Source organism: Alicyclobacillus shizuokensis NBRC 103103, from assembly GCF_001552255.1.
GTDB lineage: Bacteria > Bacillota > Bacilli > Alicyclobacillales > Alicyclobacillaceae > Alicyclobacillus_G > Alicyclobacillus_G shizuokensis.
Genome location: NZ_BCQV01000042.1, coordinates 1 through 22,197, shown reverse-complemented (window position 1 = coordinate 22,197; position 22,197 = coordinate 1). Strand labels below are relative to the sequence as shown.

The window sequence follows — 22,197 nt, the reverse complement described above, 5'->3', positions numbered from 1 at the left end:
GGACGGTTTTTCTCTCCTAATTGTCGGGGTGGTTTCAAACCAAGAGATCGTTCAAACAGGACTGTATTGTTGGATTCGGCACCCAGCATATACTGGTGGATGGTTTGTCGCGGTGGGAATCGGCTTTGGTCTTCGTACATGGTGGGGAGTATTGCTATGTGGTGTCGGACTATTCCTGATCTATGCGTACAGGATTCGCGTTGAAGAGAAGGTCTTAGTAGAGCATTTCGGGCTGAGCTATGTAGAGTATCGGAGGCACACTCGAAGGATGTTCCCTGAGATATGGTAATGACTTCGAAGAAGGGATTATGGTAAGAGTAAAGTGTCGACAGGAAGAGTCAATAACGTCAATGTTTACTTTAAAATTCATGGCGTCGAGGAGCCCCCATGCCTCATTCCTGGACTGAGCAACGACTCTTCACCCGATTGGAGGGCAAAGGATGGAGTTTCTTCGGTCGGACTGTTCAGCTTACCAACGAGGACGACGACAACGAAATCCTCGACGACATTCTTTCAGAAGGAGCCTTCGATGGCACGGAAGCGGAATAGGCTTTGACGGGGAACCTCCTTCGGTGAGAGGCGGATGGCGATATGCAGTCATTCAAATACAATGAAGGTGTTCGCAAATGGAGGAGGTAGAAATCCATGATTCTGGTGACAGGTGCAACAGGTAACGTTGGTCGCCACATAGTCGATGAATTATGCAAAGGTGGGCACCGCGTTCGAATTTTAACTCGGAACCCCACAAAGGTATCATTCCCTACCGAGGTTGAGGTTGCTGTCGGTGATTTGACCGCACCCGAAACGTTGAGGGATGCATTGGATGGTGTTCAGAGCGTCTATTTGGTGAGAGTCCCTGGTAGCGAGGCATTTCCTCAGATCGCGAAAGCATTGGGTGTCGAACATATCGTGTTCCTGTCCTCCAGTGCTATTGAATTGCCCACCGAAAACGCCATTGGTCGGAATCATCTTATAACCGAGGAGTTAATTCGGCAGTCAGGTGTAAAATGGACGTTTCTTCGCCCAGGGGCTTTTATGTCGAACACTCTGCAGTGGACTGGTTCCATACGAGAAGAGGGTGTGGTGAGAGCACCGTTTGGTGACGTGGCAACCGCCCCAATCGACCCACGAGATATAGCGGATGTGGCAGTGAAGGTACTTGTTTCGAGTAAGCATTACAGAAAGATATATACTCTTACAGGCCCTGAACTACTAACCCCTATGGAACAGGTAAAAATACTGAGCAAGGTTCTTGGGAAGGACATACGCTTCGAACACATGTCAGAGGAAATTGCTAAAGAGACCATGAAGAGATTTGCACCATCGGAGATAGTGGAGGCGTTGTTTCAGATATTACGGGAACCGCCGACTCAGGTTTTGAATACCGTCCAGCATATCACAGGTCGTCCACCTCGGACGTTTGAGCAGTGGGCTATCGACAACGCAAGTGCCTTTCGGTGATTGGTGGGGCGTTCACGACACAAGAATATAGTTCCAAATGCTGGGGGATAAGAGAGGGGTTGTACCCCCCTCGTCTTCCCTTTCGGACTTGCATCCCGAATACAGAATGTGTCGTAGACAAAGGAGGGTCTCCAATGGACAAAGAATTCAAGGAGTTTTTAGAAACTCAATTCACGAATATAGAAAATCGGTTCTCGAAGATAGAAAATCAGTTCTCGAACATAGAAAATCAGTTTGCGGAGGTCCACAAACGATTGGACCGTATCGAAGCTCGTCAAGAACATATCGAAAAGATGGTGACTCAATTGATTGAAATGGTAGCTGAGATGTCCGTCCGTCCTCATCCGTCCTTGATGTGATGCGGTTTTTCGGGTTTTTGACGATTTGACCGTATCGACCGAATTTGCACTACGGTTTCCGTTTCTTTGCTAACTCAGCCTTGGTCGAAGCGATTTCCGTCCGAGCCGCTTTAAGCTCGGCTTTTCATTGTTGAACCGTCCGTTCCAGTTCCGTCATCCGTCCGTCCTGGGCGGATTGCTGTTCTGATAAGGCTTTTTGTTGGTCGGACAGGGCGTTCTGACGCTTTTTATGTATTCAGTGGCTTCCTCCCGATCTTGTTTTCCGCAACTTAAAAAATGCAGAAAAAAGCGGCGTTCCGATATACCGTGTTTTGCATAATAATGCAGGACTGAAAGGGTGCATTATGAACTAACATCCCGTTAACAGAAGAAGCATTGCAAGTCAAGGGTCCGCATAACATACTGAAAAACGGGCGTCGCAGCAGCACCCATTTATATAGACCCCCTTAATCCATATAGAACTCTGGCAAATTTGGCAGCCCATCCACTGAGATTTTCGTAATCGAGAAGGATTGAAACCATCCAACATCTTGGACATACGTATCGACATATTTTCCGTTAATTATAGCCTGGTAATGTTCGACTGTATTATCGTGGTCCAAATCTGCCCGAATGGAAGTTATACTCGGGCGTTTCGGTAAATGTTCGAGAAACTGAATAGTTGATCTATCCTCAGAAACAGATTGAATAGCAAGACTGGATTATGAATTAAATGATTCAATTTCCATTTAATTAAGAACTCCAGTTTCGCACCCTCAGGCAGCTAATTTCTCCTTGACTGCACACTGGGTAAACGGTCAATGAACTGCTGCATCACTTGTTCGATGACGTCGTTTCTTTGAGCCAATGTCGCCTCTAAGGCGGTTCTGAGCAGTTCCAGAAGCAGCCGAAGCGCATCTACAAATCGGATGTCGTCCAGTTCGTCGCAGCAATCAAAAGACAAGGCACCGATAGTTCGGGGATCTTGGGCATCTCTGGAGGCTATCGCCAACATGATGTAACGGGCAAACACAATGGTCGTGTGTGCGAACATCTGGTCGTATGTACGTCCCTGTAATTCCTTGGCGAGCCTGAGATAGGACTTGCTGACCTTGAAGAACGTCTCGATGTCCCATCGCTTCCCATATGCGGATAATCTCTTCCTCAGCCAGGTTGGTGTCAGTGGACAGTAGAGCCAGCCAGTGACGGGAACGGTTCCGGTCCCGAACGAATACGATCTTGGCCTGCACCGGTTGGCCATGTTCGTCCAGACTGAGCTGAACAGTGACAGAGGCGAGAATCTTGGCTCGGCCCCGGCGCTTTCGGCCCCCCCGATACAGCTGGGAAAGTGTGAGCCACTGGCCCGCGTAACCGTATCGGACCTTGGGCATGTCCTTGAGCATACAAACCACGTGCAGAGAGTGGCTACGTGCTCGGATGATAGTTGACGGATATGCGAACTAACTGTCAAACAACAGGTACTTCGCCGAAATGCCCATGGCCTGGGTCTGTGCCAGCAACTCGAAAACGACTTCCGTAGCTTTACGCATAGCCTCCTGCCGCCGCTTATAGCCGCAGGTACGCTTGTCAATGGAATCCTTGGGGCCACAGAGCCGGTTGCACCCGTTTTCAGAACTCAACAATGAGAAGCACAAGGGCACAAACGAGTTGCCATCCGACCAACTCAGTGTTAGCAGCGGAAGCCTCGCACGAATGTATGAGAGACGTGGTCGTAGACCTTGGCCAACAGTTCCACTTTCTTGCTGCGATTGCGCCTAAACAGCGAATCATCGACGATGAACACATCCGCTCGCTTCTCGGACGTGAGTCGGGCGAAAACGACGCACGACTGCAGAACTGAGCAGCAGCAAAAAGCGTCGCCGGTTATGCCGAGGAGAGTTCAGGAACCGATACACCGTGTCCTTGCCAAACTCGTTCATGGAGGCGTGTTCCAACACATGTTTTAGACTGCGTTGGTGAAAGACCAGTGTAAAGAGCAACCGAAATACATCCACTACAGATACGCCGGCCTGTTTGGAGATGTTAGATTGCCGGAGCAGCTTCCCGATGCGGAATTCCTTGAAGAATGCGGTTATCATGGATTGGAGTTGATCTGGGTGCAGAGAATCACGTACCATGTAAGAAACATCCTCACTTTTTGCAGACTGTTTGGATCGGCAACCTCAGTCTACCAGAAATATGAGGATGTTTTTACTTTTACATGACCCACAGCTCCAACGAATTCAAGAAATTACAGGCTCAATTCGGGTGCGAAACTTGAGTTCAAAGGGATATGATGGTATTAAAGAATTTGTTAAACGAGGTTTGATAACTATGAGCGATAAAATACTTGTTGTGGATGATGAACGCGAAATTGCCGATTTGGTTGAGCTATACTTGAAAAACGAGAATTATACAGTTTTCAAATATTATACTGCCAAAGAAGCGTTGGAATGTATCGACAAGACCGAGCTTGACCTTGCCATACTGGATATCATGCTTCCCGGTTCGAGCGGCCTCACTATCTGCCAAAAGATACGGGACAAGCACACCTATCCAATTATCATGCTGACCGCGAAAGATACGGAGGTAGATAAAATTACAGGGCTAACAATCGGCGCGGACGATTATATAACGAAGCCCTTTCGCCCGCTGGAGTTAATTGCGCGGGTCAAGGCGCAACTACGCCGCTACAAGAAATACAGCGGAGCGGTGGTGCAAAGTGAAAATGTTATCGTCCACTCTGGCCTTGTCATTGATATAAATACACACGAGTGTTTTTTGAACGAAAAACCTCTATCCCTTACACCTACTGAATTTTCCATCCTGCGCATCCTCTGTGAAAACAAGGGGAATGTGGTTAGCTCCGAGCAGTTATTTCATGAGATATGGGGCGACGAATATTTCAGCAAGAGCAACAACACCATCTCCGTGCATATCCGAAATCTGCGCAAAAAAATGAACGACAACATTGATAATCCGAAGTATATAAAAACGGTATGGGGGATTGGCTATAAAATTGAAAAATAAGAATAAGAGTAAAAAAACCGATTATTATAAACTAAAACGAAAACTCTACCTGTATATCCTTGTGACTGTTATGGCAGCAGTTGTATTCGTGTTGTTCTTGCGTTTCTTTACCCAGCGGCGATTTGCGGAGTGGATCGTACGTTTTTTGGAAAACAGTTTTTACTTAAGGCCTCAGGACGCGCTGAGAATATATCAGTATACCATACGGAATAATAGGGATATCTTTATTTATGTGGCGATTGCCATTAGTGTTCTTATTCTATGCCGCGTCATGCTTTCGACACTTGCAAAATACTTTGACGAGATAAATGCCGGCATTGATATACTTATTCAGAACGAAGATAAACAAATTGAGCTTTCTGCGGAAATGGAGTTCATGGAACAGAAGCTCAACACATTAAAACGGACTCTGGAAAAGCGAGAGCAGGATGCAAAGCTGGCCGAACAAAGAAAAAATGACGTTGTTATGTACTTGGCGCACGATATTAAAACGCCCCTTACATCCGTCATCGGTTATCTGAGCCTGCTTGACGAGGCGCCAGACATGCCGGTAGAGCAAAAGGCAAAGTATGTGCATATCGCGTTGGACAAAGCGTATCGCCTCGAACAGCTAATCGACGAGTTTTTTGAGATTACGCGGTATAACCTCCAAACGATTACGCTCACGAAAAAGCACATAGACCTATACTATATGCTCGTGCAGATGACCGATGAATTTTATCCCCAGCTTGCCTCGAATGGAAAACAGGTGGTTATCCATGCTTCCGAGGATTTGACCGTATACGCCGACCCCGATAAGCTGGCGAGGGTCTTTAACAACATTTTGAAAAACGCCGTTGCATACAGCGAGAACGACAGCGTCATTGACATTACGGCGGGCCTCTCCGGGGATGTGGTGTCCATCGTTTTCAAGAACGCCGGAAGCATCCCCAAAGATAAGCTCGATTCCATATTTGAAAAATTTTACAGGCTGGACGATGCCCGTTCTTCCGATAGGGGCGGCGCGGGACTTGGATTGGCGATTGCAAAAGAAATCATTGTTCAGCATGGCGGGCAGATTTACGCGGAAAGCAATGATAACTACACGACGTTCACGGTAGAGCTTCCGGCCTCGCCAGACATGGTTGATAAAAGGAGTTCCTAAGAAATGAACATCGCTTCTTAGGAAAATCTCAAGGTCATCTATACTTTTTCTTAGGAAATTAACCATTTAATATTAAAAAATGGCTCGTTCTTATGCGGCAGACTTAAACCGTAAGAACGAGCTTTTTCCGTTTCGCCAGAGGAGGTCAAGGAGTTTCCCGAACCAAACAGTGACGAGATCAAAGGGGTGGACGCAACAATCTCCGAGGGATGGATTAACTTAGAGGCGCGAAACGATACCGATTGCACATATCAAATTAAGTGGCGTTCGATGATGAAAACATCATAGGGACGGTGTTCGTGGACAAGCGGCCCCAAGTGCTATACAGAGCTGCAAACGGCGGCATTGAGTATTCCCGCGAAAGCGGCGGGATTTATGAATTCGTCAAGGTTGAGAGAGCGGAAATTGACGCGGATACCGGCGAAATAACAGGGCAGAAGCTGCTTTACACCAACAAGTGCGAAATCTGCTATTCCCTACCGGATAATGTGGAAATCAAGGAGGCGAAAAATATATGGTAACGGCAATCCGTTATGTTTCAATTTACCGCGATCGGCATCCCCGTTTCATTTCTTATTGATGCCTTTCGCAGAATGGAATGGTCTTAATTATGAAAAACATCGGCATTACCGTTTATGGATGCGAGCAGGATGAGGCAGATGCATTCCGTGCCCTTTCGCCGCGCTTTGGCGTTATGCCCACGATAATTAACGCTCCCGTGTCGGAAGCCAACGCCATATACGCCAATCAATGTATCAGCGTGGGACACAAATCCGAGGTTTCCGCGTCTATTATTCTTGCGCTGAAGAGAGCCGGCGTGAAATATATCTCTACCCGAAGCATCGGCTGCAATCATATAGATACAACTGCCGCTAAGAGATTGGGCATCGCTGTCGGCAATGTGGCGTATTCGCCGGATAGCGTTGCCGATTATACCATGATGCTGATGCTTATGTCAGTACGCAACGCGAAATCTATTATGCGCTCTGTGGAAAAACATGATTTCAGGCTGGACAGCGTCCGTGGCAAGGTACTGAGCGACATGACTGTCGGCGTGGTGGGAACTGGCCGTATAGGCAAAGCGGTTATTGAGCGGCTGCGCGGATTTGGATGTCATGTGCTGGCTTATGATCGCAGCCAAAAAATGGAGGCAAACTATGTTCCGTTTGATACGTTGTTGCGAAATAGCGATATCGTTACGCTTCATGTGCCGCTCAATGCGGATACGCGCCATATCATCGGCCACGAACAAATAAGGAGAATGAAGCAAGGCGCGTTTATTATCAATACAGGGCGCGGTGCGCTTGTAGATACCGATGCGCTGGTTAAAGCATTGGAAAACGGAAAACTGGGCGGCGCCGCATTGGATGTATTGGAGGGAGAGGAAGGGCTTTTCTACTTTGATTTCACACAAAAACCAATTGATAATCAATTTTTTCTGAAACTGCAAGGGATGCCGAACGTGATAATCACGCCGCATACGGCTTACTATACCGAACAGGCGTTGCGTGATATCGTTGAAAAAACAATTCAGAACTGTTTGTATTTTGAAAGGAGCCTGGCGCATGGATAAAACAAAAGTTGCAATCCTGTTTGGCGGTTGCTCGGAGGAGCATGATGTGTCGGTAAAATCCGCAATAGAGATCGCCGCTAACATTGACAACGAAAAATACGAGCCGTTATACATTGGAATTACGAAATCCGGTGTTTGGAAAATGTGCGAAAAACCGTGCGCGGAATGGGAAAACGGCAATTGCTGTTCAGCCGTGCTCTCGCCGGATAAAAAAATGCACGGATTGCTTGTTCTAAAGAACAATGAATATGAAATCCACCACGTTGATGTAGCATTCTCGGTTTTGCACGGCAAGTCGGGTGAAGATGGATCAATACAAGGTCTGTTTGAATTGTCCGGTATCCCCTATGTGGGCTGCGATATTCAAAGCTCCGCGATTTGTATGGACAAATCGCTGACATACATCGTTGCGAAAAACGCTGGCATAGATACTCCCGAATTTTGGGTTATGAATAAAGACGATAGGCCGGCGACAGATGCGTTTACCTATCCTGTCTTTGTTAAGCCGGCGCGTTCAGGCTCATCCTATGGCGTGACAAAAGTCAATGGTGCGGACGAATTGGACGCCGCAATTGAATTGGCAAGACAATATGACAGCAAAATCTTAATTGAGCAGGCTGTTTTGGGCTGTGAGGTCGGTTGTGCCGTATTGGGAAACAGTTCCGAGTTGATTGTTGGCGAGGTGGACCAAATCAGGCTGCGGCACGGTATCTTTCGAATTCATCAGGAAGCCGAGCCGGAAAAAGGCTCTGAAAACGCAGTTATAACCATTCCCGCAGACCTGTCGGCAGAGGTGCGAGGACGGATACAGGAAACGGCAAAAAAAATATATAAGGCGCTCGGCTGTAGAGGGCTTGCCCGTGTTGATATGTTTTTACAAGATAACGGCCGCATTGTGCTTAACGAGGTCAATACCCTGCCCGGTTTCACGTCATACAGCCGTTATCCCCGGATGATGGCCGCTGCAGGTATAACGCTTCCCGAACTGATTGACCGCCTGATCGTATTAGCGTTAAAGGGGTGATAAGCATGGAAAAGGGATTTGTTTATTTAGATGAAATATTGCACGGTGTTCGCTGGGACGCCAAATATGCCACATGGGACAATATTACAGGAAAACCAGTAGACGGATATGAGGTCAATCGCATAGTGGGAACATATGCCTTAGCCCTTGCGCTGCTGGAGGCGCAGAAGCAAGCGGCGGCTCTTGGGTACGGTTTGCTGTTATGGGACGGGTACCGGCCCAAACGTGCGGTAGATTGCTTCCTGCGTTGGTCCGAACAACCGGAAGACTACCGCACAAAAGAAAGATACTATCCGAATATCGAGCGAACCGAGCTGGTTGCAAAGGGATATATTGCGTCACAATCAAGTCATAGTCGCGGAAGTGCTATTGATCTCACGCTTTACCACTTAGATACGGGTGAGCTTGTTTCCATGGGAAGCAGCTTCGATTTTATGGATGAGCGTTCACACCATGAGGCAAAAGGGATTACAAGCATGGAAGCGCAAAATCGCAGACTTTTGCGTTCCATCATGGAAAACAGTGGGTTTGAACCATATAGCTTCGAATGGTGGCACTATGTATTAAGAAACGAACCATATCCCAAGAGCTATTTTGATTTCCCCGTTTTATAGCGAAAACTCCTGATTTTAGGGTCTGCTGAACGGTTAAATAGTCCAGTAATGACAAGGGGTTTTGGTGAAATCTTATGCATGGATTTCGCGCGAAATCCGTCAAAATCCATCTGGCGCCATAAAGACGGAGAGAGCAACTGGGGTTAAAAGTGACCATCGAAAAAGCATCGTAAGTGAATTCCATATAATCCCTTGACTCCTGATGAAAGGATAATGCAAACAACTTTTTTGTCCCATTTTCACAGTAGCGGACCCTAATTTAGCAATAGGAGTGCAGGGAAACGGTGAAACAGTCACTCAAGAAGTTGCTACTAATTGCTGGATTGTCCACCGGTGTCGCCGGCATGCTCTCAAACAGCGTTGGAGTGGCGGCAGCGTCAACCATAACCACGAATCAATCTCAACAGCAGGCGTTTACCATGCCACAACCGCCGGCGGTCACGGCGAAGTCGGTCGTCCTGATGGATGCCGACAACGGCCAGATCCTGTACGAGAAAGACGCGGATGAGCGGCGCGCTCCCGCATCCACCACCAAGCTGATGACTATGTTGCTGACGCTGGAGGCGGTCCGGGAGCACCGCGTGTCCTGGTCGGACGAAGTTCCCATCACAGAGGATGCATACAAAGTCGCAACGGAGCCAGGGGTCTCGGATGCCCATCTGGATCCGAAGGAACACTACACCCTCGACGACATGATGAAGTTCATCGCGGTCCTGTCCGCCAACGATGCCGCTGTTGCCGTTGCAGAGAAGATTGGCGGCAACATGGACGCGTTTGTGCAGATGATGAACCGGAAAGCGCAGGAGCTGGGTCTGACCAATACGCACTACGAGAATCCGGATGGTTTGCCGGCACCCAATCACTACACGTCAGCGCGCGACCTGGCGAAGTTGGCCCGCTATCTCGTAACCAACTATCCGGAAGTTCTCAAATACACGTCGATCCCGAAAATCCAGGTGCGCGGCGAGAACTCCGAGTGGCCAAGCACAGACAAGTTGCTCGGGCATTACCCCGGGGTCGACGGATTGAAGACGGGGTACACTGAAGAGGCGGGCTACTGTTTCGTCGGCACAGCAAAGCAGAACGGCGTTCGCCTGATCTGCGTCGTCATGGACGACACAAAAACGGACGAAATGCAGAGGTTCCGGGACACGGCCAAGCTGTTTGACTACGGTTTCCACATCACCGAAACGGTCATCGCCAGGAAAAGCCAGCCGCTGAATGAAACGCTCAACGTGGCGAACGGCAAGGATACAACCTTGGCCATCACACAGAAGGGTTCGATTCTGGTGTTGTTGTTCCTCGTCGGCGGTTTCTTTGAGGTACGCCGGTTCTTACGTAAAATGAAAAGAGATGAACGGCAACAGTGAGGTTTTGATAGCGCAGCATCGCGTATGCTGGGGGAGGTCTGTGGAATGGAAAGGACAGGTACCGATATCGTCACGCGCGGCATGGCTGAAATGCAGATAAGAAAGTGAGCCAAAATGAGCCGTCCTCGCTGGTGCCAAGGTCAAAGCCCAACACTTTACGCTCGCCGGTGGTTTTCACACCAATCGCAATGACAAACGCCATACTCTGGACCCGACCACCCTCACGGACCTTGGGGAACGTGGCATCGAGCCCAACATATGGGAACTCACCTTCTAACGGGCGATTCTTGAAGGTCTGGACGACCTCATCGAGTTCCTTGCAGATGCGAGACACTTCACTCTCGCTGATTCCGCCGATACCCAGCGATTCCACAAGTTCGTCCACTTTGCGGGTGCTCACACCATGTGCATAGGCTTCTTGAATGACATTGAGCAATGCTTTCTCCGCTCTCCGCCGCGGCTCTAATAAGCTCGGGAAGTAGCTGCCTTTTCGGAGCTTGGGAATTTGCAATTCAATGGTTCCAACTCTGGTATCCCATTCTCTGCGGCGGTATCCGTTACGATAATTCCTGCGTTCAGTGCTTCGTTCGAAGCGCTCAGCACCGATGAGTCGGCTGACTTCGGCATCCATCACGGCCTCGGCAAGGACCTTCAAACCCTCTCGCAGAAAATCGACATCGCCATCTTCCAAACCAATCTTGCGAATCAGCTCTAAAAGTGCGATCCTATCCATAGGAGCCATCGAGGTTGCCTCCTCTACTCATGTGGTTGGCGTCACCTTAGTAGGTTGCACTCGATGGCTTTTTCGTCAAGAAGAAACCACTGAATTTACACCATCACCTGAGATTTTAACGGTGTACTATGATAGTTAACTCTCTCATTGATCTGTAATTATGTTGGGTGAAAGGGATGTAGGGCTCAAAATCGCAAGTTAACTTAGGGTTGGATCGTCCGTTATGGTAACGGACACGTTAGACGAAGATGGAATACAGTTAGTTGAAACCCAGATAGTGGAACGGTGGATTCGGGTGCAAGAACATGAATTGAAGTTTATTCTTGAGTCTTATTCGTGGAAGAAGTCTGATACAGATCTTCATCTACTCCAACATGTCGAAAACGATTGTTGAATAGGGAGACGGCGTTTGATCCTGTGAAGCAGAAGCTAAGTGAACTTGTAAAGCAGTGAGTGGAGGATATAGGATGATGGATATGTTTAGTTGGTGGGGGTGACTCGGATGGAAAGCGGCGGTGCGGTTTTGGTCGTCGATTGTCCAGGGTGCGGATTGAAGCTACCGAAACAGTACACTTCTCTGATCCACAATCACAACGCTTCGGAAGAATGTTTCAGCAAGTACAGTGAACTGACCGTTTATACGTTGAGCCATAAAGGTGACGATTTCATCCATCAGCATGTTGTGGATGCCTACGCCGCCCAGCATTCAGGCAATGGTATGAAAAACATTACCACCGCGTTCGCGTTAATTGGGTTGTATTACGCTGTTGAACATGGATACAACGGAAAACAGGTTCAGCGTGTCCACACGCTTTTAGCACGTTTGAAACACCCTTGGGACACATTACCGCTACCCCAGAGATCCTATTCCGTGACTGTAATAGATGTTTTGAACGAACCGCCTGGGCACAAGCGTGATGCCATGATTCACGAATGGATGATCGATGTCTGGGGTTCTTGGAACCATCAGCATGAGTGGGTCAGGAGCATTTGTCACAGATTGTTGGGCTAAGAGGAGTTGATTGTAGGGAGTAAGGGCGCCGTTTTCTTTAGAAATAGATCACCGCTCACCCTGTTGCCACACTCGTCACGGCGAGGTTTGAGTACTTGGGCGGTGATCCCACGCCTGCTGTGGTTAAATTGATGGCATTGTGGAGAAACGCCCCTCCTCCTTGACCCGACAAGCACTGCCTGTTTATTCTGACCCGCCAGGAGGCTGACACCATGACTGATCAAAACAACGGAGCAAAACCAGGCAACTCCAAGAAGTGGATTCTGGAACGCTCAGAGGGCAGAAATACAATCTGTATCGTTGGCAACGTGTATACGACGGTATCCGAAGATGAATTTACAGACGCATTCATCGAATGGCTGGAGAGCAAAGGATGGAGTTTCTTCGGTCGTACTATTCAACTGACCGACGAGGACGATGACAGCGAAATCCTCGACGGCATTCTAACAGATGGAGCCTTTGATGACTCGGAAGTGGAATAAACTTTGCATGTGTGCCCAAGGGATGGGAGGGATATGGGAGAAAGCTTGTCCTACGCTACTTTTTATCTGGACGACTGTCCCTTTGGGCAGACACGCTCGTAATCGCTACGTATCCAGTCTACCAATATAGTGGGATTGTTGCCCGTTTGACCCTAATCGGCACCTATACAAAACATTTCTCGTGGATACTCCTCAGCCTCGCATTACATGGACCCAATTACAAGTATGATGCACCCCATGGATTCGCCAACTTTTCCGTACCTCGAACCCGAATTACCCTCATTTAAATGGCTCGTCCCTTGCCTCTTACGCTATAATGTCGATGAAAAATGTTCAGAACGTAACTGTATTGGGTTGCCCTTGGTTTCATCACGTGGGCACAATAGAAGCATGATTTCGCCAGGGAGTGACGTAGATGAAGGTATCGAAAGTCAAACATAAGGTTTCGCAACTGCAACGGATGTATAAAGGAAAAAAGCTGTCCTTTGATTTAGCGATTCAACGCAAAGAAAACATCTGGGACGTGAAACGCCAGTCGAAATTTATTCACAGCCTGCTGGCTGGCTATCCAATTCCAAATCTATTTGCTACCAAGGATGAGAACGTACTTTACCTCTTGGATGGGAAACAACGCCTGTCCAGCATTTTCGCTTATCTCAATGACGAATTTGCTCTCTCTTTCGCGGGAACGCCCAAGCCCAAAGTTGATGACATTGATGTTGAGGGATTGACATATAAGCAGTTGTCAGATGAGTTCCAACAAAGGATCTTGGGATACCAATTTGAAATTGACGTTGTGGAGGAAATCAGCCAGTCGGAGATAGAAGACATCTTTTGCCGACTTAACAATGGTGTCCCACTTCGCCCCATTGAGACAACGAGGGCATTATTGGGCAAGTCAGCTTTAGAGTTCGTGGAGAACTTGGCGAAAGTTCCATTCTTCACGGATAAGGTGAATCTGTCAAAAGCGGCGAGAAATCACTTCGTCGATCAAGAGTTGGTTCTGCAAATCCTCGCTTTATTGGACGACCCTGAAACGGGATTTAGCAAGAAGGAAATGAAGGATTTTGTTCAGAAGTTGCGCGATGACCATAAGCGTGATCGATTTAAGTCACAATTCAATAACGTTTGCTTTTACCTGAATGAAGCCTTCCCCAGCGAGAAAGAGAAACTCTTGAGGAAGGTGCATATACCTGTGCTCTTCAAGTTGACCCTCGACATGCAACACAAGGGGATAGAGATTCCTGCGGAGACGTTTGGGGAATGGGCGAGAGGCTTTTTGGAGGCTCCGCCTGAATCGTATGTCGAAGCGTGCAGTTCAGGAAGCGCGAAAAAGGAAAATGTCCAGAAACGCCTCAGAATCATGACCGAGGAATTCGAGAAGCACTTTAATGTTAAAGTCCGTGACGAAGTGCCGAATGCGGGTGACGAGGTAGCGGTGAGAGTAGAGACGGTGGAAGGGCAGGGCGAATGAGGGAACAGATTGAGCAAGCGTCTGGTGGATGGGGCAGGATGAATTCCTGTCCCTCGCCGTTTAAACGGAGTAACCTCTGTGACCATCAAGTGGATTCACGGGGGATACGCGGCGGATCGCTCGACTTGTTGTTTTGAGATGGGGAGAATTGTAGATTTGTTATACTTTGATATCGAAGGCGAGGGGTTCGTTAAAACTTACACATTGAAAGGTCAATGTTGAAAAGATCAATCCCAGCGTAACGACTTTCTGCTGAACTTGCTGTTTATGACCCCATTTCATTCTGGAAATGGATTTTCACCAGAAGGAACAACACACTCCCCTCAGCCATCTTCGACTTCCCCTGATTGCGATATGAGAAAAATGCCAATGTTTGGGTTGATTTGCGTTGACAGTAATGTGTTTCAGGTATATAACTATATCTGATATAGTTATGTGCGTTTGGTGGTTTGGGGGTGATATCTTGAGTGAGTCCCTAAACAGTGACCTAATTCGAGGCAACATCGACACGATTATTTTGTGTGTCTTATTAGCGAGGGATCATTACGGGTACGAGATCATCAAAGCTATACGTCAACGAAGTGGTGGCGCATACGAACTGAAGGAACCCACGTTGTATGCGAGCCTGCGAAGACTGGAAAAGCAGAAAATGATCGAATCGTATTGGGGTGATGAAACACAAGGCGGGCGACGCAAGTATTATCGGCTCACCGATGAGGGGATTTCCCTGTATAAACGCAATTTGGCTTCGTGGGAAGCCGCAAGGGATTTAATCAATCAGTTGATTACATACCAGGGGGAGGGTACAGAATGAACGACTTGGAGCGTTACGTGAATCGTCTCTTCGCAAAATACAAACATAAAAAGGGTGTTCTGGAACTTCGAGATGAAGTGTTAGCCAACCTCCAGGCGCGAATCGATGATGAAATGTCGGAAGGTGCGTCTTATCAGGTGGCTTTCGATCATGCGGTAAAAAGCCTTGGTAACGTGGAACTACTGATTGAGGGGCATGGTCGAGTTCCGTTGAACCCACTTAAGCGTGAACTGGCTCAACTCGCGGTGTTGTATACTCTGATCCCCTGGATTATAACGATACCCTGTTGGTTATTTCACTCAGGAGTTCTTGCGAACACAGCACTTACGCTTCTACTTGTAATTGTGGGCGTTGTGTACATCACATTGCTATTTAGTAGGGCCAGTGATGAAACCACGAGGGTGATTAACGTTGAGAGACTTAGGAACATCGCCAGAGTCGTTTGGGTTCTTTGGGGTGTGTATGTTGTCATTTCGGAGTGCTTCGCTTTAGGGGCATGGTTCGCCAGTAATATCTGGTTTAACCGTGCCATTCATATCGATGGACCGTACATGTTTGCAGACCTTGCGGTCTCCGTGCTTCTTCCATTTGTCAGTGTGTTCATTCCGCTATACTTCATGAGGATTCATCGTCTGGTTCAAACACGGGGGGTGTCAGAGTGACGAAAAGGAGAAATGCTCTCATCATAGTTCTTCTCATTATTGGTGTGATTGCCTTCTGCTTTGTGCAGTTTGGAGTGAAAGCAAAAATACGTCAACAACAACAGGCATATCAGGTAGCTCAGTTGAATCCACTAACCAACGACTTTGAAAGTATTGTAAAGTTCAAGAATCCGTACATGGGTAACAATTCAAATGACGGCAACCTGAATGCAAATTTACCGTTAGCAAACGTTCCACACACGTTTGTTATCGATCCACAGACAAGGGAACTGGATATCCGTTACACGGAAACTGTTCAGGACATTGGACTCGCCAAAGTTCAATCCAGCTTGGTCTATAATGCGACAGCCAATTTTGCCTTGATCGATAATTTGGATTCGATGAAGTTTGAATTTCCAGGGACGTCATACCATGTGACTCGCGAACAAGTTCAATCCTGGTATGGAGTAGCTCCTGCAACGCTCGCTAACCAAACAGCGTGGAAACAAAATGTACAGAGTAAGTTGGCAAACCCACAGTACGTGAAGAATACGTTTAAAGCGTTCTTTGGGGGTGGTTCTTAGGAAGACAAATGATTGTTGCAATGCATCACCAGAACACGACACAAAATCGCATTCTGGTGACGTAGGCTAAACTCGGTTTACGCAGTTGAGTGCGTTCGCGAGTTGTAATTATCCACAGCCCGAAAGACATATCTCAACAGTACGAGGAGTAGGAGTTGTATCCCAACCATGAGCAAGATGCCTAATTCATTTGATATGAACGGATCGTAATGTCCCCCAAATCCACTCCAATGGGTTGCCTGCCATAGGTGATATTGTACCGAGTCTCTTACGGGAACCCAAAGTCCAATTGCGAGCGAGAAAAGTATGGGGAAGCGACTGATATCTTTATTTTTGGTAAACAAGTACATCGCAACGGAAAGGCAGGCGAGTATAAGATAGCTTGTTGCCGTCAATAGCTCGAATGGCACTGTATAAGCATTCCGATACGGAACCAAGAGTCCCGCAAAGTAGTAGTTGTGCGAAATCCGCATGAACAGCCAAAGTGCCGCGAAGATGCAAGTAATCAATACCAATGCCCATCTATCTCTTTGGCAACGAGTCTTGACCAGCATCAGCGTGTCGAGACATAGTGCCAGCATTAGCGACGGTGAAATCAGAATACGAGTCGTGAAAAAGCGCACCCATGGATTCTCATGCCAAGATGTCCATGTGGATGGGTCTGGGTTTGATGGAATGGATGCGTAGAGCAGGTAAACACCGAGTAAAAATAGAGCGAAAAATACTGAGGAGAGTGAGGTAATGACAGGCAAAGTTATCCCAAATGTCTGTCGCGCAATCTGCTTGCGAATCTCCCTCCGACTTCCAAACTGACGAAGTGCCTTCGCAACGGCTTCGGCTTCCCCTAACCCCGTGTCCTTCAGGTGCTCTACTTCATCAAGCAGATGTGTGGACATTTCAGCGACCCACTCAGCCTGCTCACTGCGCGTCAATCCGCTCCGATGGACAATGTGTTTCAAATAGTTCTCGATCTCATTCACGTCGGTTCTACCCCTCCCAGGAAAGTATTCACGATGGCTTGATTTCGCTTCCAGGCTTCTCTATTCTTGGCGAGTTGATCATGACCTTGGGTTGTAATCCGATAATACCTTCGCCTTGGTCCTGAACCGTCGTCGCCCCAATACCCTTCAATCCAATGTTCTGCTTCTAATCGTCGTAGGGCGGGGTAGAGAGTTCCTTCCTTCAATTCGAGCGCACCACCAGTTTGGTGATTCACAATCTGGGCAATTTCATAGCCATAGGAGTCATGCCCAGCGATTATGGAAAGGATTATCGCGTCGATATATCCCTTCATCATTTCACTCTTCACTCAAGTCACCTACCTATATAGAATATCTATGTATTGGTTATACATCAAAGGATGGGGTTAGGCAAGCACATTGCGGGCTTATGACGCATTCCAAAAAACCTTCCGTCTCATCCCAGGTCTCTGAGATAATCATGGTATGTGGCACTCTTTTCGGGGTACTCGACAATGGAAACAGAATGAACACGAATGGGGAGGGACGGTTTTGAGAGCGAAAGTGTGGATAGGCGTTGTGACTGTCCTCACACCAGCAAAGCTGATAGACGAGAACAGCAGTAACAGAAGTGTTAATATCCAGAGAATCGTCACAAAACCATTCGATACATCGGCATCACCTTTTATTGTCCCTGCCGTACCCTACATGCCCTAAACCCCGTTCTTTACCACTTCCACATAAGCCCAGCGACTCCTGTTCATCCTATGCCGAGATTGATGAAGGCACGGATGGGTACGGAATAGCTTATGTTTCAACGGATGTTTACATTTCTGTAATAGGTTTATGAAACATTTCATGTCTCATTTCAGATTACATATGCCTTTAAACAATGGTCAGTTCTTATCAATCGTGTTCTCAAGCTTTGCTTCAATCAGAGCCTTCTTGTCTTGTGGGCTGTCCACACCGACAACGATGACCTTATACAGACGATCCCCGATATAGTAGTCGTTCAATGTGAGGGAAATAACCTTGTCAGGATGCTCATAAGAAAGGAAATACCAATCCTCTCCGTGCCAGAAGTGCCCTTCCTGAATATCTCCGATGGAAGTACCACCTAACCGAATGAGCGATTGTAAGTTGGGCGCGACGGTATCCACTTTCGCGATGAACTCGTACGGAATCACGATTTTGCGCTTAAACGACGCAATACTCGTCAAACCCGATAAACGAATCGTCAGTGCGTCTTCGCCAAGTTCGATTTTACGAGGCATGGAATCACTCCATTTTTGGTTTGGTCCCAATTTATCACGATGCCACGATTTGGTCAGCCGTTTTTATGTCTGAGGATGTTCGAGGGCGGAGAGTGGTAAGGGCAGAAGATGGGATTGAGTTGAACAAGGTTAATGAAGTGTATACATAAATGTCGCAGGTTATGGATACATAAATGTTTCCATTTTGATAAATGGTTTTGTTTGTGTTTTTCGAAGATGATATGTGTTCCTTCCTCGAATTCTTCCGCCCGAATTCCTTCGCCAAATCCGATTGCTCCAACGCTATCCATCTGCTATGCTCAAGTTGCAAGGCTCCCCGCGCGTCACGGAGAGTTTAAACCGAGAATATGGCGCACAGGTGCGGAATGGAGACCAGGAGAAACAGGGACGGAGGTTTCTCGCTCTCCTGGTAATTCTCTATCACTGCATAAAAAGTCGTGTGACTCACCACCGTTAAGCGTGAGAACCCAGGTTGAATCATCTGGAAGTGGTAAAGCGGAGACCCCCTGCCGTTGTGAAGTGGGGCTGAAAAAAGATTTGTCCGAGGGTGGCGAAATGCCGCCTTTTTGTCTTACATAGAGCTAAAGACGAGAAATCGTCGATATCTTTCTAATCTTCCCTGGGAAGAGGGAATAGGCATATGTACGAAAAGCGAATTGGTATCGAAGTCGTAAAGCTACTCACCGCTGAGGAGTTGTATGGGATTTTCAACCAATCTGAAGACGATAGCTTTATGCTGGATTTGAAGGCGGCAAGAGAAGAACGGGCGGAGGAACTTCTGAGGAAGCACTGGATGGTGGCGAAGTATGACGACGAACAGTGATCTAAGAGTTGTGGTTGGATCAGGCGGAAGCAAGAACAACGTCGGTTGGGTGCACACAGAAGAGGACGAGTTAAATCTATTGAGTGATTGGGAACGCATGTTTGCTCCAAATTCAATTTCCGCTATTCTCGCCGAGCATGTTTGGGAACACTTTACGTATGAGGAGGGCATTGAAGCCGCTAAGACCTGCTATGATTTCTTGAATCCAGGGGGATATGTAAGATGTGCGGTTCCTGATAGGTACTTCAGAAACGAATGGTACCAGAATCTCGTGAAGATTGGCGGTCCTGGTCCAGCGGATCACCCAGCGTCAAGTCACAAAATCGTTCATACATATCGGACACTGCAAGGCATGTTTCAAGCGGCTGGATTCCAAGTGAATTTCCTCGAATATTGCGATGGAAATGGAGAATTCCATTACAACGATTGGGACGAGAATGACGGATTTATTTATCGCTCTAAGAGGTTCGACCATAGAAATCAAGGTGGAGAACTTGGATTTGTTTCTCTCATCGTTGATGCAATTAAGCCTGAAGAGTGCTCTTCATAATGGTTGTGCATAGGGGGAACTTTCTTGTCGGATGAATTGAAGGACAGTGCTCAACGGGTACAGAACAGGTTGTCGGAGTTGGGGTACACGAATAAGGTGGTGGAATTACCTGATAGCACGCGAACAGCCCAAGAAGCGGCTGATGCTATCGGCTGTGAAGTTGCGCAGATTGCAAAATCCATCATATTTCGTTTGAAGAACTCGGACAGCCCCTTATTAGTGGTTGCCAGTGGGGTCAATCGCGTCCATGAGAAATCCCTTTCTAATCAGCTAAACGGATACATTGCTAAAAGCTGATGCGGATTTCGTCCGTGAACGCACAGGATTTGTCATAGGCGGAGTTCCGCCGCTCGGTCACAAGGAAACCATCACCACCATCATTGACGAAGATCTCTTTCAGTTTCAAACGATCTGGGCGGCGGCAGGACATCCGAAAGCGGTATTCGAGTTAACGCCTGATCAACTGGTTGGAATGACCAAGGGAAGGGTGATGGCGGTAAAATGAGGTTGACAGGGATAAGGCCGATAGAGGAAATTCGTTTCGATTTACAGAAAAAAGTGACGTGTGATGTGTGGGCATTGAATGCTCGCGTGTTTTTGCGTGCTACACTTATTGTAGAAACGGGCAGTAGTGTTCAATTTGTGGAGGTAAAATATGGACTGCATTTCACCGAACGAAGCGGCGTTAGAGACGAAACGGTTGCGTAACGATACCATAGCGGCGGGTCGTCGTCATACCGTTGGTCTGAAATCTGACGGAACGGTGACGGCTGTGGGTGATAATAAATACGGTCAATGTAATGTAAGCGATTGGTGCGATATCGTGGCGGTCGTTGCTGGCAATGTTCATATGGCGACGAACACGGGTAATGCTCATACAATCGGCCTTAAATCTGACGGTACTGTGACGGCTGTAGGTTGGAATAAGCATGGCCAATGCGATGTTAACGACTGGCGCGATATCGTAGCGGTTGCGGCAGGTTGGTGCCGTACAATTGGGGTTAAATCGGATGGCACGGTGGTGGCTGTGGGTCGAAATAATGAAGGTGAATGCGACGTAAGCGGCTGGCATGATATTGTGGCGGTCAAGGCGGGTGACTGGCATACCATCGGTCTTAAATTGGACGGAACGGTGACGGCAGTGGGTAACAATAAGTATCGCCAATGCAATGTAAGCGACTGGCGGGACATAGTGGCTGTTTCGGCGGGTTATCTTCATACTGTTGGGCTTAAATCGGATGGCACGGTGGTGGCTGTGGGTTTGAACAAGCATGGCCAATGCGATGTAGGCGGCTGGCGCGATATTGTGGCGATAGCGGCGGGCAGTTATCATACCGTGGGGCTTAAATCTGACGGTACGGTGGTTGCTGTGGGTTTGAATAAACATGACCAATGCGATGTAAGTGGTTGGCACGACATTATGGCTGTTGCGGCGGGATGTGCCCATACTCTCGGACTTAAATCTGACGGCACGGTGGTGGCAGTGGGTGATAATGATTATGGCCAATGCGATGTAAGCGGATGGAGCGGCATCCAACTGCCATGGAGTTAGTTTTTCAGTTCAGCGTCCAAAACGCCCTAAGCTCCCCCGAACGTGCTTTTGAACAAACGGGGGCAAATGTTCAAAAAACTTCACGCATCTCAACTTTAAAGGCGGTAGTACATTGCACATCCCATTTTGTGCATTTTTAAATTGCGAAAAATGCGATGGGGGGGTGAGTACTACACATGGATGAAAATATGACGAACCCTACGAGGGCATTGCGCCCGCACAGCCTCCTCAGTATGACTGTTTTGTACGGGAACTTGAAGAGCGACTATGTGTAGCACCTTGTTGGCTCGTGATGTTTTGAGCAGGCTGGAAACGCGGGGATGCTACACAGCGAAGATAGACCTGTTTAACGTTTCAACGATTGAGGAATTAGCATTTCACTTGTTGAGGACGGTTTCGCAGTTGCGTTTAGGTAGCGATCCCTCCGAACTCCTCCCTTAACGACTTCATAGACAGTGTGTCCCGACCTGAGATCCGTGCCAAAATCCAGGACGTTATAGACATACCATATTTGCACAGGGTCAAGGAAAGCCCTCTTGAACTCCTCGACGAAACCACAAGCCTCCTGCAACGCATCCCTGAACAATCAGACAGGCGGCTGGTCGTCTGGTTCCACGAGTTTCAGATGATCGTGAAGATTGACGACCTCTTGCTGAAGCGGCTCCGCGTCACTTTCAATATCAGCCCCATGTAACCTATGCGTTTGTCGGAAGCGATCCTGACTTGATGCGTACCCTGTTTGCGG

General features: G+C 47.8%; 23 protein-coding genes and 3 pseudogenes. 21 read left to right on the top strand and 5 right to left on the bottom strand.

Features of this window, described 5'->3' with window-relative positions; genetic code table 11:
• Positions 1-28 precede the first annotated feature (28 nt).
• The 3 genes from ASH01S_RS19705 (at position 29) to ASH01S_RS14610 (ending at position 1,820) form a co-directional block, all read left to right on the top strand.
• Positions 29-289, top strand: coding sequence for a methyltransferase family protein (locus ASH01S_RS19705; RefSeq protein ID WP_373278584.1), 261 nt, complete (start codon positions 29-31; stop codon positions 287-289).
• 356 nt (positions 290-645) lie between these two features.
• Complete coding sequence (locus ASH01S_RS14615) at positions 646-1,461, top strand: SDR family oxidoreductase (RefSeq protein WP_067929186.1); 816 nt, start codon at positions 646-648, stop codon at positions 1,459-1,461.
• Positions 1,462-1,595: 134 nt separating this feature from the next.
• On the top strand, positions 1,596-1,820 hold the full coding sequence (locus ASH01S_RS14610) for a hypothetical protein (RefSeq protein ID WP_067929185.1): 225 nt from the start codon (positions 1,596-1,598) through the stop codon (positions 1,818-1,820).
• 763 nt (positions 1,821-2,583) lie between these two features.
• On the opposite strand, the pseudogene ASH01S_RS14605 reads toward ASH01S_RS14610, so the two are convergent.
• Positions 2,584-3,937 (bottom strand): annotated as a pseudogene (locus tag ASH01S_RS14605) (IS4 family transposase).
• Between the two features lie 196 nt (positions 3,938-4,133).
• On the opposite strand from ASH01S_RS14605, the gene vanR-A reads away from it, so the two are divergent.
• The 7 genes and pseudogenes from vanR-A (at position 4,134) to ASH01S_RS14570 (ending at position 10,554) form a co-directional block, all read left to right on the top strand.
• Positions 4,134-4,829, top strand: coding sequence for a vancomycin resistance response regulator transcription factor VanR-A (vanR-A, locus tag ASH01S_RS14600; RefSeq protein WP_067929184.1), 696 nt, complete (start codon positions 4,134-4,136; stop codon positions 4,827-4,829).
• Positions 4,807-5,973, top strand: a complete 1,167-nt coding sequence (gene vanS / locus ASH01S_RS14595; protein ID WP_067929183.1) for a vancomycin resistance histidine kinase VanS — start codon at positions 4,807-4,809, stop codon at positions 5,971-5,973. Before vanR-A ends, vanS begins: the two co-directional genes overlap by 23 nt.
• A gap of 141 nt (positions 5,974-6,114) precedes the next feature.
• Positions 6,115-6,494 (top strand): annotated as a pseudogene (locus ASH01S_RS19310) (hypothetical protein); the annotation flags it as partial.
• Positions 6,495-6,583: 89 nt separating this feature from the next.
• Positions 6,584-7,546: a D-lactate dehydrogenase VanH gene (gene vanH, locus ASH01S_RS14585; RefSeq protein ID WP_083517214.1), complete on the top strand. Its 963-nt coding sequence runs from the start codon at positions 6,584-6,586 to the stop codon at positions 7,544-7,546.
• Positions 7,539-8,570, top strand: a complete 1,032-nt coding sequence (vanA, locus tag ASH01S_RS14580; RefSeq protein ID WP_067929181.1) for a D-alanine--(R)-lactate ligase — start codon at positions 7,539-7,541, stop codon at positions 8,568-8,570. Before vanH ends, vanA begins: the two co-directional genes overlap by 8 nt.
• A 5-nt stretch (positions 8,571-8,575) precedes the next feature.
• A complete protein-coding gene (vanX, locus tag ASH01S_RS14575; RefSeq protein WP_067929180.1) occupies positions 8,576-9,184 on the top strand; it encodes a D-Ala-D-Ala dipeptidase VanX in 609 nt (202 codons plus the stop codon).
• 284 nt (positions 9,185-9,468) lie between these two features.
• On the top strand, positions 9,469-10,554 hold the full coding sequence (locus tag ASH01S_RS14570; RefSeq protein ID WP_067929179.1) for a D-alanyl-D-alanine carboxypeptidase family protein: 1,086 nt from the start codon (positions 9,469-9,471) through the stop codon (positions 10,552-10,554).
• A gap of 97 nt (positions 10,555-10,651) precedes the next feature.
• On the opposite strand, the pseudogene ASH01S_RS14565 reads toward ASH01S_RS14570, so the two are convergent.
• Positions 10,652-11,296 (bottom strand): annotated as a pseudogene (locus ASH01S_RS14565) (IS256 family transposase); the annotation flags it as partial.
• A gap of 493 nt (positions 11,297-11,789) precedes the next feature.
• On the opposite strand from ASH01S_RS14565, the gene ASH01S_RS14560 reads away from it, so the two are divergent.
• From ASH01S_RS14560 to ASH01S_RS14535, 6 genes are all read left to right on the top strand, one after another.
• Positions 11,790-12,299, top strand: a complete 510-nt coding sequence (locus tag ASH01S_RS14560; RefSeq protein WP_067929178.1) for a DUF5946 family protein — start codon at positions 11,790-11,792, stop codon at positions 12,297-12,299.
• A gap of 212 nt (positions 12,300-12,511) precedes the next feature.
• A complete protein-coding gene (locus ASH01S_RS14555; protein WP_067929177.1) occupies positions 12,512-12,781 on the top strand; it encodes a hypothetical protein in 270 nt (89 codons plus the stop codon).
• Positions 12,782-13,196: 415 nt separating this feature from the next.
• Positions 13,197-14,255 carry a DUF262 domain-containing protein gene (locus tag ASH01S_RS14550; RefSeq protein ID WP_067929176.1) on the top strand — a complete coding sequence of 353 codons (1,059 nt, stop codon included), beginning with the start codon at positions 13,197-13,199 and terminating at the stop codon, positions 14,253-14,255.
• 433 nt (positions 14,256-14,688) lie between these two features.
• A complete protein-coding gene (locus tag ASH01S_RS14545) occupies positions 14,689-15,069 on the top strand; it encodes a PadR family transcriptional regulator (protein WP_067929196.1) in 381 nt (126 codons plus the stop codon).
• On the top strand, positions 15,066-15,731 hold the full coding sequence (locus ASH01S_RS14540) for a permease prefix domain 1-containing protein (RefSeq protein ID WP_067929175.1): 666 nt from the start codon (positions 15,066-15,068) through the stop codon (positions 15,729-15,731). Before ASH01S_RS14545 ends, ASH01S_RS14540 begins: the two co-directional genes overlap by 4 nt.
• Positions 15,728-16,294 carry a DUF4825 domain-containing protein gene (locus ASH01S_RS14535; RefSeq protein WP_067929174.1) on the top strand — a complete coding sequence of 189 codons (567 nt, stop codon included), beginning with the start codon at positions 15,728-15,730 and terminating at the stop codon, positions 16,292-16,294. Before ASH01S_RS14540 ends, ASH01S_RS14535 begins: the two co-directional genes overlap by 4 nt.
• Positions 16,295-16,371: 77 nt before the next feature.
• On the opposite strand, the gene ASH01S_RS14530 is transcribed toward ASH01S_RS14535, so the two are convergent.
• From ASH01S_RS14530 to ASH01S_RS14520, 3 genes are all read right to left on the bottom strand, one after another.
• Positions 16,372-17,274: a permease prefix domain 1-containing protein gene (locus ASH01S_RS14530; RefSeq protein ID WP_067929173.1), complete on the bottom strand. Its 903-nt coding sequence runs from the start codon at positions 17,272-17,274 to the stop codon at positions 16,372-16,374.
• Positions 17,271-17,603, bottom strand: coding sequence for a PadR family transcriptional regulator (locus ASH01S_RS14525; RefSeq protein WP_067929172.1), 333 nt, complete (start codon positions 17,601-17,603; stop codon positions 17,271-17,273). The genes ASH01S_RS14530 and ASH01S_RS14525 overlap by 4 nt, the downstream gene beginning before the upstream one ends.
• A 546-nt stretch (positions 17,604-18,149) precedes the next feature.
• The gene (locus tag ASH01S_RS14520; RefSeq protein WP_067929171.1) at positions 18,150-18,527 is read right to left on the bottom strand and encodes a hypothetical protein; all 378 of its coding nucleotides are present in this window, start codon (positions 18,525-18,527) and stop codon (positions 18,150-18,152) included.
• A 640-nt stretch (positions 18,528-19,167) separates the two neighbouring features.
• Between ASH01S_RS14520 and ASH01S_RS14515 the strand changes: the two genes are divergently transcribed.
• The 5 genes from ASH01S_RS14515 to ASH01S_RS14500 all read left to right on the top strand — a co-directional run bounded on the left by ASH01S_RS14515 (position 19,168) and on the right by ASH01S_RS14500 (position 21,452).
• Complete coding sequence (locus ASH01S_RS14515; RefSeq protein ID WP_067929170.1) at positions 19,168-19,350, top strand: hypothetical protein; 183 nt, start codon at positions 19,168-19,170, stop codon at positions 19,348-19,350.
• A complete protein-coding gene (locus ASH01S_RS14510) occupies positions 19,334-19,900 on the top strand; it encodes a class I SAM-dependent methyltransferase (RefSeq protein ID WP_067929169.1) in 567 nt (188 codons plus the stop codon). The genes ASH01S_RS14515 and ASH01S_RS14510 overlap by 17 nt, the downstream gene beginning before the upstream one ends.
• A 24-nt stretch (positions 19,901-19,924) precedes the next feature.
• Complete coding sequence (locus tag ASH01S_RS19545; protein WP_281178230.1) at positions 19,925-20,197, top strand: YbaK/EbsC family protein; 273 nt, start codon at positions 19,925-19,927, stop codon at positions 20,195-20,197.
• A complete protein-coding gene (locus ASH01S_RS19540) occupies positions 20,184-20,405 on the top strand; it encodes a YbaK/EbsC family protein (protein WP_281178229.1) in 222 nt (73 codons plus the stop codon). Before ASH01S_RS19545 ends, ASH01S_RS19540 begins: the two co-directional genes overlap by 14 nt.
• Before the next feature lie 150 nt (positions 20,406-20,555).
• Positions 20,556-21,452 carry an RCC1 domain-containing protein gene (locus ASH01S_RS14500; RefSeq protein WP_067929168.1) on the top strand — a complete coding sequence of 299 codons (897 nt, stop codon included), beginning with the start codon at positions 20,556-20,558 and terminating at the stop codon, positions 21,450-21,452.
• Positions 21,453-22,197: the final 745 nt, after the last annotated feature.

Bases quoted from the DNA above. Each gene is read 5' to 3' on its own strand.
- ASH01S_RS14615 (WP_067929186.1), top strand. From the start codon at position 646: ATGATTCTGGTGACAGGTGCAACAGGTAACGTTGGTCGCCACATAGTC.
- ASH01S_RS14610 (WP_067929185.1), top strand. From the start codon at position 1,596: ATGGACAAAGAATTCAAGGAGTTTTTAGAAACTCAATTCACGAATATA.
- vanR-A (WP_067929184.1), top strand. From the start codon at position 4,134: ATGAGCGATAAAATACTTGTTGTGGATGATGAACGCGAAATTGCCGAT.
- vanH (WP_083517214.1), top strand. From the start codon at position 6,584: ATGAAAAACATCGGCATTACCGTTTATGGATGCGAGCAGGATGAGGCA.
- vanA (WP_067929181.1), top strand. From the start codon at position 7,539: ATGGATAAAACAAAAGTTGCAATCCTGTTTGGCGGTTGCTCGGAGGAG.
- vanX (WP_067929180.1), top strand. From the start codon at position 8,576: ATGGAAAAGGGATTTGTTTATTTAGATGAAATATTGCACGGTGTTCGC.
- ASH01S_RS14560 (WP_067929178.1), top strand. From the start codon at position 11,790: ATGGAAAGCGGCGGTGCGGTTTTGGTCGTCGATTGTCCAGGGTGCGGA.
- ASH01S_RS14555 (WP_067929177.1), top strand. From the start codon at position 12,512: ATGACTGATCAAAACAACGGAGCAAAACCAGGCAACTCCAAGAAGTGG.
- ASH01S_RS14550 (WP_067929176.1), top strand. From the start codon at position 13,197: ATGAAGGTATCGAAAGTCAAACATAAGGTTTCGCAACTGCAACGGATG.
- ASH01S_RS14545 (WP_067929196.1), top strand. From the start codon at position 14,689: ATGTGCGTTTGGTGGTTTGGGGGTGATATCTTGAGTGAGTCCCTAAAC.
- ASH01S_RS14540 (WP_067929175.1), top strand. From the start codon at position 15,066: ATGAACGACTTGGAGCGTTACGTGAATCGTCTCTTCGCAAAATACAAA.
- ASH01S_RS14520 (WP_067929171.1), bottom strand. From the start codon at position 18,527: ATGCCTCGTAAAATCGAACTTGGCGAAGACGCACTGACGATTCGTTTA.
- ASH01S_RS14515 (WP_067929170.1), top strand. From the start codon at position 19,168: ATGTACGAAAAGCGAATTGGTATCGAAGTCGTAAAGCTACTCACCGCT.
- ASH01S_RS14510 (WP_067929169.1), top strand. From the start codon at position 19,334: ATGACGACGAACAGTGATCTAAGAGTTGTGGTTGGATCAGGCGGAAGC.
- ASH01S_RS14500 (WP_067929168.1), top strand. From the start codon at position 20,556: ATGGACTGCATTTCACCGAACGAAGCGGCGTTAGAGACGAAACGGTTG.